A 7,227-nucleotide genomic window follows, 5' to 3' on the forward strand; every position below is an offset into this window, starting at 1 on the left:
TTACAAAAAAGACGCTTCCCGATGAAAGGAAGCGTCTTTTTTTTGTACTTTTGTACCCTATGAGTAGAATCGTTGCTATAGATTATGGCCGTAAGCGCACTGGAATAGCTGTCAGTGACCCCATGCAGCTCATCGCAAATGGGTTGACGACAGTGCCTACCCGTGACCTCTTGACTTTTATTGGAGAATATTTGGCTAAGGAACCCGTAGAGAAAATCATCGTTGGGCTTCCTAAACAGATGAATAATGAAATGTCAGAGAACATGAAGTATATAGAACCTTTTGTGCGTTCGTTGAAAAAACGATTCCCAGATATGCCAGTTGAATATGTTGACGAGCGATTTACTTCCGTTTTAGCGCATCGTACGATGCTTGAAGCCGGCTTGAAGAAGAAGGATCGTCAGAATAAAGCATTAGTAGATGAAATCAGTGCAACGATTATTTTACAAACATATCTTGAGTCAAACCGTTTATAGTAGTAACAGAGAAAACAAATATAAAATATAGAGAAATAATAAATATGATTTTACCAATTTATGTATACGGACAACAGGTGTTGAGGAAGGTAGCTGAAGATATAACACCGGAATATCCGAACCTGAAGGAACTTATCAATAATATGTTTGAAACGATGGTTAATGCTGACGGAGTAGGATTGGCTGCACCTCAAATAGGATTACCCATTCGTGTAGTCACTATAACTCTCGATCCTTTATCTGATGAATTCCCTGAATTTAAAGATTTCAATAAGGTCTATATCAATCCGCACATACTTGAAGTTAGTGGCGAAGAGGTTACGATGGACGAAGGCTGTCTTAGTTTGCCTGGCATTCACGAAGGTGTGAAGCGTGGAGATAAGATACACGTGAAATACCAGGATGAAAACTTCGTTGAATACGATGAGGTTGTGGAAGGATATTTAGCACGTGTTATGCAGCATGAATTCGATCATTTGGAAGGAAAAATGTTCATTGATCATATATCTCCGCTTCGTAAACAGATGATAAAGGGAAAGTTAAACGCGATGCTCAGCGGGAAGGCGCGTAGCTCGTATAAAATGAAACAGGTGAAATAAAGATAAAAAACGTTTATATCCCTGTTTAGTAAACGAAAAGCATTATTTTTGCTTCGTTTACAAGCAAAAATGATCATGATTAAAAGAATACTAACAGTCTTATTACTGTTTCCTACTTTAGTGTGTGCTCAAATAAATACAGAACGTGTGATGACTATTGCTCGGAATGCTCTTTATTTTGAAGACTACGTGCTCTCTATTCAATATTTTAATCAAGTTATTAATGCTAAACCTTATTTGTACGAGCCTTATTTCTTTAGAGCATTAGCTAAAGTGAATTTGGATGACTATCCAAGTGCGGAAGCTGATTGTGATGAAGCTATCAAACGCAATCCTTTTGTGGTGGGAGCTTATCAGATTCGTGGCTTGGCTCGCATACGTCAGAGTAAGTTCGACGGTGCAATTGAGGATTATAGAAAAGCGTTGCATTATGATCCTGAGAATATGACTTTGTGGCATAATCTCACCCTTTGTCATATCCAGAAGAAAGATTATGATGAGGCGAAAGAAGACTTAGCTAATTTACTTCGGATCTCACCTCGGTATACGCGTGCATTTCTAATGCGGGGCGAAGTCAATCTGCAACAAAAGGACACAATTGCTGCATTGAGTGACTTTAATAAGGCACTTGAATTAGATAAATATGATCCGGACGCTTGGTCGGCAAGAGCAGTTGTGAAACTTCAGCAAAGCCAATATGCTGATGCCGAAGCTGACTTTAATCATGCTATACATTTGAGCGCGAAAAATGCGGGGAATTATATTAATCGTGCATTATCACGTTTCCACCAGAACAATTTGCGTGGTGCGATGAGCGACTATGATTTAGCTCTGGATATAGATCCGAATAACTTCATCGGACACTATAACCGCGGATTGTTGCGTGCGAGGGTAGGAGATGATAATCGAGCTATTGAGGATTTTGATTTTGTTATTCAGATGGAACCTGATAATATGATGGCAGTCTTTAATCGCGGCTTGTTGCGTGCTCAGACGGGTGATTACCGCGGAGCGATTAAGGACTATACAACTGTGATTGAACAATATCCTAACTTCTTGGCCGGATATTATCAACGTGGCCAAGCTCGTAAAAAGTTAGGCGATCGGAAAGGGGCTGAACAGGATGATTTCAAAATCCTGAAAGCTCAGCTTGATAAGCAGAATGGCGTAACAAATAAAGATGTAGCTCAGAATAAGAAGGAAGGTGAAGAGGATGTGGAAGGCAAGACTCGTAAGAAGTCGGATAAAAACATGGATAATTACCGAAAGATTGTGATTGCCGATGACTCCGAAGCTAACCAGAAGTATACGAGTGATTACCGTGGCCGAGTACAAGACCGCAATGTGAGTGTCAAACTCGAACCGATGTTTGCATTGACTTATTATGAGAAGCCTAGTGAAGTGAAACGGATGGTGAATTTCCATAAATATATTGAAAATATGAACTTATCCGGTACATTACCCAAGCGTTTGCGGATTACTAATATGGAAACATCACTTACCGAGGAACTAGCTAAAGTGCATTTCTCCCTAATTGATTCGCACACATCGGCTATTGTTGCTGATGAGAATAGTGCCGAAAAACGCTTTGCCCGCGCTATTGACTTTTATCTGGTACAGGACTTCTCAAGTGCGGTAGCTGATTTAACGCAGGCTATCTTGCTCGATGATAAATTCTTCCCAGCTTATTTCATGCGCTCGCTTATTCGTTGCAAACAGTTGGAATATCAAAAAGCGGAGCAAACTACTGAATCTGATATCCCAGGAGCCGATAGTAAAGATGATAGTCGGAAAAATCTGAGTGCGGTTGATTATGAGGTTGTGAAAAAAGATCTCGATCAAGTTATCAGTTTGGCACCTGATTTTGTCTATGCTTATTATAATCGAGGCAATATCTCTGCGATGTTGAAAGACTTCCGGGGGGCAATATCCGATTATGATAAAGCAATTAAATTGCGTCCTGACTTTGCTGATGCTTACTACAATCGTGGGCTAACACATATATTTCTGGGAAATAATAAGCAAGGTGTGTCCGATTTGAGCAAAGCTGGTGAACTTGGAATCGTCTCTGCTTATAACGTAATCAAGCGTTTTACAGAGCAGCCTGAATAACATTTTTTTTAATAAAAAATAGAAAACTCAAAAGTATTCGTTACTTTTGCGTAGAAATTGTGAAAATATAACATCATCATATTATGATAAAGATAACATTCCCCGATGGCTCCATCCGTGAATATAGCGAAGGAGTGAACGGATTGCAAATTGCAGAAAGCATAAGTTCTCGTTTAGCACAGGACGTGCTGGCATGTGGTGTAAATGGAGAGACTTATGACTTAGGGCGGCCTATAAACCAAGATGCAGAGATTAAACTCTACAAATGGGACGATGAAGAAGGTAAGCATGCTTTTTGGCATACTAGTGCACATCTTTTGGCTGAAGCTTTGCAGGAACTTTATCCAGGTATTCAGTTTGGAATCGGTCCTGCTATTGAAAACGGATTTTATTATGATGTAGATCCGGGAGAAGCGGTAATTAAGGATGGCGATCTGCTACTATTGAAGCTAAAATGGCTGAACTGGTCGCTAAGAAAGAAGCGGTGGTTCGTCAGGATATAGCGAAGAATGACGCTTTGAAAGTGTTTGGCGAGCGCGGAGAAACCTATAAGTGTGAATTGATATCGGAGTTGGAAGACGGACATATTACTACATACACACAAGGTGAATTTACAGATCTTTGCCGTGGCCCTCACTTGATGACTACTGCGCCGATTAAAGCTATTAAATTGACCTCTGTGGCCGGTGCATATTGGCGTGGACATGAAGATCGTAAGATGTTGACTCGTATTTATGGAATTACTTTCCCTAAAAAGAAGATGCTTGATGAGTATCTGGTTTTGATGGAAGAAGCCAAAAAACGTGATCATCGCAAGATCGGTAAGGAAATGCAACTCTTTATGTTCTCCGAGACAGTAGGTAAGGGACTTCCGATGTGGTTGCCGAAAGGAACTGCACTTCGTTTGCGCTTGCAAGAGTTTTTGCGTCGCATCCAGACTCGTTATGATTATCAGGAAGTAATAACACCGCCAATCGGCAATAAGTTGCTTTACATAACTTCCGGCCATTATGCGAAGTATGGTAAAGACTCCTTCCAACCTATTCATACGCCGGAAGAAGGTGAAGAGTACTTCCTTAAACCAATGAACTGTCCGCACCACTGCGAGATATATAAAAACTCTCCTCGTTCGTACAAGGACCTTCCTTTGCGTATTGCAGAGTTCGGTACTGTTTGTCGTTACGAGCAAAGCGGGGAGTTGCACGGATTAACTCGTGTACGTAGTTTTACGCAAGATGATGCACACATTTTCTGTCGTCCGGATCAAGTGAAAGATGAGTTCTTACGCGTTATGGATATCATTTCAATTGTATTTAAGTCAATGAACTTTGAAAACGTTGAAGCCCAAATATCTTTGCGTGATAAAGTAAATCGCGAAAAGTATATTGGTAACGATGAGAACTGGGATAAGGCCGAACAATCGATTATTGAAGCTTGCCAGGAAAAAGGTCTGTCAGCTAAGGTTGAATATGGCGAAGCCGCGTTCTATGGCCCTAAGCTCGACTTTATGGTGAAAGATGCTATTGGACGTCGTTGGCAGTTAGGAACGATTCAGGTAGATTATAATTTGCCCGAGCGTTTTGAACTGGAATACATGGGGTCTGACAATCAGAAGCACCGCCCGGTAATGATTCATCGTGCTCCGTTTGGATCGATGGAACGCTTTGTTGCCGTACTTATTGAACATACAGCCGGAAAATTCCCACTTTGGTTAACTCCCGATCAGGTCGTTATTCTCCCGATTAGTGAGAAGTTTAATGAATATGCTGAGCAAGTGAAAATGTATCTAAAGGTGCATGACATTCGGGCAACAGTGGATGATCGTAATGAAAAAATTGGGCGAAAAATTCGCGATAACGAAATGAAACGTATTCCATATATGCTGATAGTCGGCGAGAAGGAAGCAGAAAATGGTGAAGTTTCTGTTAGAAAACAAGGAGAAGGTGATCAGGGAACCATGAAATTTGAAGAATTTGCTAAAAAAGTGAATGAAGAAGTTCAAAGTATGATAAATAAATGGTAACTTTGCGCCTTATTAGTGATAAAATAATTAGTAAACGATAAAAGAACAAACTGGAAGTAAACGTTTTTTAATGAAGAATGACAGCTTAAAAGGGCAGTATCGGATCAATGAACAGATTCGCGCCAAAGAAGTCCGCATAGTGGGCGATGACATGGAATCTAAAGTATATCCTATTTTTCAGGCTTTAAAATTGGCTGAAGAAAAAGAATTGGACCTCGTGGAGATTTCTCCTAACGCACAACCGCCTGTTTGTCGTATTATTGATCACTCTAAATTTCTTTATCAGCAAAAGAAGCGACAGAAAGAACAAAAGGCCAAACAGGTCAAAGTAAACGTAAAGGAAATCCGTTTTGGTCCTCAGACCGATGATCATGACTATAATTTTAAATTGAAGCATGCCAAAGGATTCCTTGAAGATGGAGATAAAGTGAAGGCTTATGTGTTTTTTAAGGGACGGTCTATCCTTTTCAAAGAACAAGGAGAAGTTTTATTATTGCGTTTCGCCAATGATTTGGAAGACTTTGCAAAGGTTGATCAAATGCCAATACTGGAAGGTAAACGTATGACTATTCAACTTTCTCCAAAGAAAAAAGAATTGCCTAAAAAGGCGGTAACGTCAAAACCAGCGACTTCTGCTCCTAAAGTAGAAGAACCGCAGCAAGACGAAGAATAAGTAAGAAGAAATGCGTAACGCGCGGGTATAGTGCGTTACCATATAATTTAATAATTTAAAAATAACTAAGATGCCAAAGATGAAAACTAACTCCGGTTCTAAAAAAAGGTTTACCCTTACCGGAACAGGTAAAATCAAAAGAAAGCACGCTTTTCACAGTCACATTTTGACTAAGAAGTCTAAAAAGAGAAAAAGAAACCTGTGTAGTACTACAACTGTTGCCGCAACAGACGTAAACCAGGTTAAGGAACTCTTAGCAATGAAGTAACTCAAAGCGTACCAGTATTATTAAAGTATTAACCGAATGCATTAGCTTGAAGTTCGTTGCGTGAAGTAACGGCGCTAACATTCAAAAACAGTAAAACTATGCCAAGATCAGTAAATCATGTTGCTTCAAAAGCAAGAAGAAAGAAAATTTTGAAACTGACCAGAGGATACTTTGGTGCAAGAAAAAATGTATGGACCGTAGCGAAGAACACTTGGGAAAAGGGTTTGACTTACGCGTTCCGTGACCGTAGAAATAAGAAAAGAAACTTTCGTGCTCTGTGGATACAACGTATCAACGCTGCTGCACGTTTGGAGGGTATGTCTTATTCAAGATTGATGGGAGCACTCCACAAAGCCGGTATTGAGATTAATCGTAAAGTCTTAGCTGACTTAGCGATGAATCATCCAGAAGCTTTCAAAGCTATCGTAGAGAAAGCAAAGGCTGCGTGATAAATATTATTATTTCAAAGGTGCCAGGTACTAATTTAGTATCTGGCATTTTTTTATGTGTACTTTTGCCGTCATTGAGAACAGCCGTAAATTGGGATCGCTTTCACGTGCAAGGGAATGGAAGCCGATGAGCTCTCATTTTTTCCTGAATATTACTTCAATTTCGGCTCCTTTTACATACTGTGCGACCGTTCTGCGTTCCTGATTTCATCAGTGGGGTCTGATATAAGCACTTTACACAATGAGATATCACTATTATGTACTTGTCACTTTTTCGCGTATCATTCAATATATCAGGCGATTATTTTGCGTCTTCTTTTGATGAACTGCAACAATATGGAGAAACTATAAACAGCAAGTAGCTTCATTCATTAATTTAACGCAGTTTTCTTGTGTTTACATAAGTTGTTTTCGCGATATGCTTTGTGACCTGTTACTGAGCTGAATCGGGGAGGCAAGAGTTGGGTTGTCTTAGATATAAGAAGGGCTAGAGTCAATCAAAGATAGGGGTAAGAAAAATGTGAGTCAATTGGTAATAGGCAGAAGGCTATATAAAGTCAACTCATTGGGTTCTTTACACAACTACCAGTCAGGAACATCTGTTCCGCCACTTAGAAAATTAGTTTC

At 39.9% G+C, this 7,227-nt stretch carries 6 protein-coding genes and 1 pseudogene; all 7 read left to right on the forward strand.

Going from position 1 to position 7,227, the window contains the following annotated elements; all coding sequences use genetic code 11:
• Window positions 1-59: 59 nt before the first annotated feature.
• The 7 genes and pseudogenes from ruvX to rplT all read left to right on the forward strand — a co-directional run bounded on the left by ruvX (window position 60) and on the right by rplT (window position 6,600).
• A complete protein-coding gene (gene ruvX, locus JCM10512_RS17010; RefSeq protein WP_044164861.1) occupies window positions 60-476 on the forward strand; it encodes a Holliday junction resolvase RuvX in 417 nt (138 codons plus the stop codon).
• Window positions 477-520: 44 nt separating this feature from the next.
• On the forward strand, window positions 521-1,075 hold the full coding sequence (gene def / locus JCM10512_RS17015) for a peptide deformylase (protein WP_044164862.1): 555 nt from the start codon (window positions 521-523) through the stop codon (window positions 1,073-1,075).
• Between the two features lie 75 nt (window positions 1,076-1,150).
• Entirely contained in the window at window positions 1,151-3,187 is a 2,037-nt protein-coding gene (locus tag JCM10512_RS17020) for a tetratricopeptide repeat protein (RefSeq protein ID WP_044164874.1), read from the forward strand.
• An 83-nt stretch (window positions 3,188-3,270) separates the two neighbouring features.
• Window positions 3,271-5,210, forward strand: a pseudogene (thrS, locus tag JCM10512_RS17025) (threonine--tRNA ligase).
• 70 nt (window positions 5,211-5,280) lie between these two features.
• A complete protein-coding gene (infC, locus tag JCM10512_RS17030) occupies window positions 5,281-5,883 on the forward strand; it encodes a translation initiation factor IF-3 (protein ID WP_044164863.1) in 603 nt (200 codons plus the stop codon).
• Between the two features lie 70 nt (window positions 5,884-5,953).
• Complete coding sequence (gene rpmI / locus JCM10512_RS17035; RefSeq protein ID WP_044164864.1) at window positions 5,954-6,151, forward strand: 50S ribosomal protein L35; 198 nt, start codon at window positions 5,954-5,956, stop codon at window positions 6,149-6,151.
• Window positions 6,152-6,249: 98 nt separating this feature from the next.
• A complete protein-coding gene (gene rplT, locus JCM10512_RS17040; protein ID WP_044164865.1) occupies window positions 6,250-6,600 on the forward strand; it encodes a 50S ribosomal protein L20 in 351 nt (116 codons plus the stop codon).
• Window positions 6,601-7,227 lie beyond the last annotated feature (627 nt).

It is taken from the genome of Bacteroides reticulotermitis JCM 10512, assembly GCF_000517545.1.
Taxonomy (GTDB): domain Bacteria; phylum Bacteroidota; class Bacteroidia; order Bacteroidales; family Bacteroidaceae; genus Bacteroides; species Bacteroides reticulotermitis.

Coding starts and splice junctions, on each gene's coding strand:
- ruvX (WP_044164861.1), top strand. CDS start 60: ATGAGTAGAATCGTTGCTATAGATTATGGCCGTAAGCGCACTGGAATA.
- rplT (WP_044164865.1), top strand. CDS start 6,250: ATGCCAAGATCAGTAAATCATGTTGCTTCAAAAGCAAGAAGAAAGAAA.
- rpmI (WP_044164864.1), top strand. CDS start 5,954: ATGCCAAAGATGAAAACTAACTCCGGTTCTAAAAAAAGGTTTACCCTT.
- JCM10512_RS17020 (WP_044164874.1), top strand. CDS start 1,151: ATGATTAAAAGAATACTAACAGTCTTATTACTGTTTCCTACTTTAGTG.
- def (WP_044164862.1), top strand. CDS start 521: ATGATTTTACCAATTTATGTATACGGACAACAGGTGTTGAGGAAGGTA.
- infC (WP_044164863.1), top strand. CDS start 5,281: ATGAAGAATGACAGCTTAAAAGGGCAGTATCGGATCAATGAACAGATT.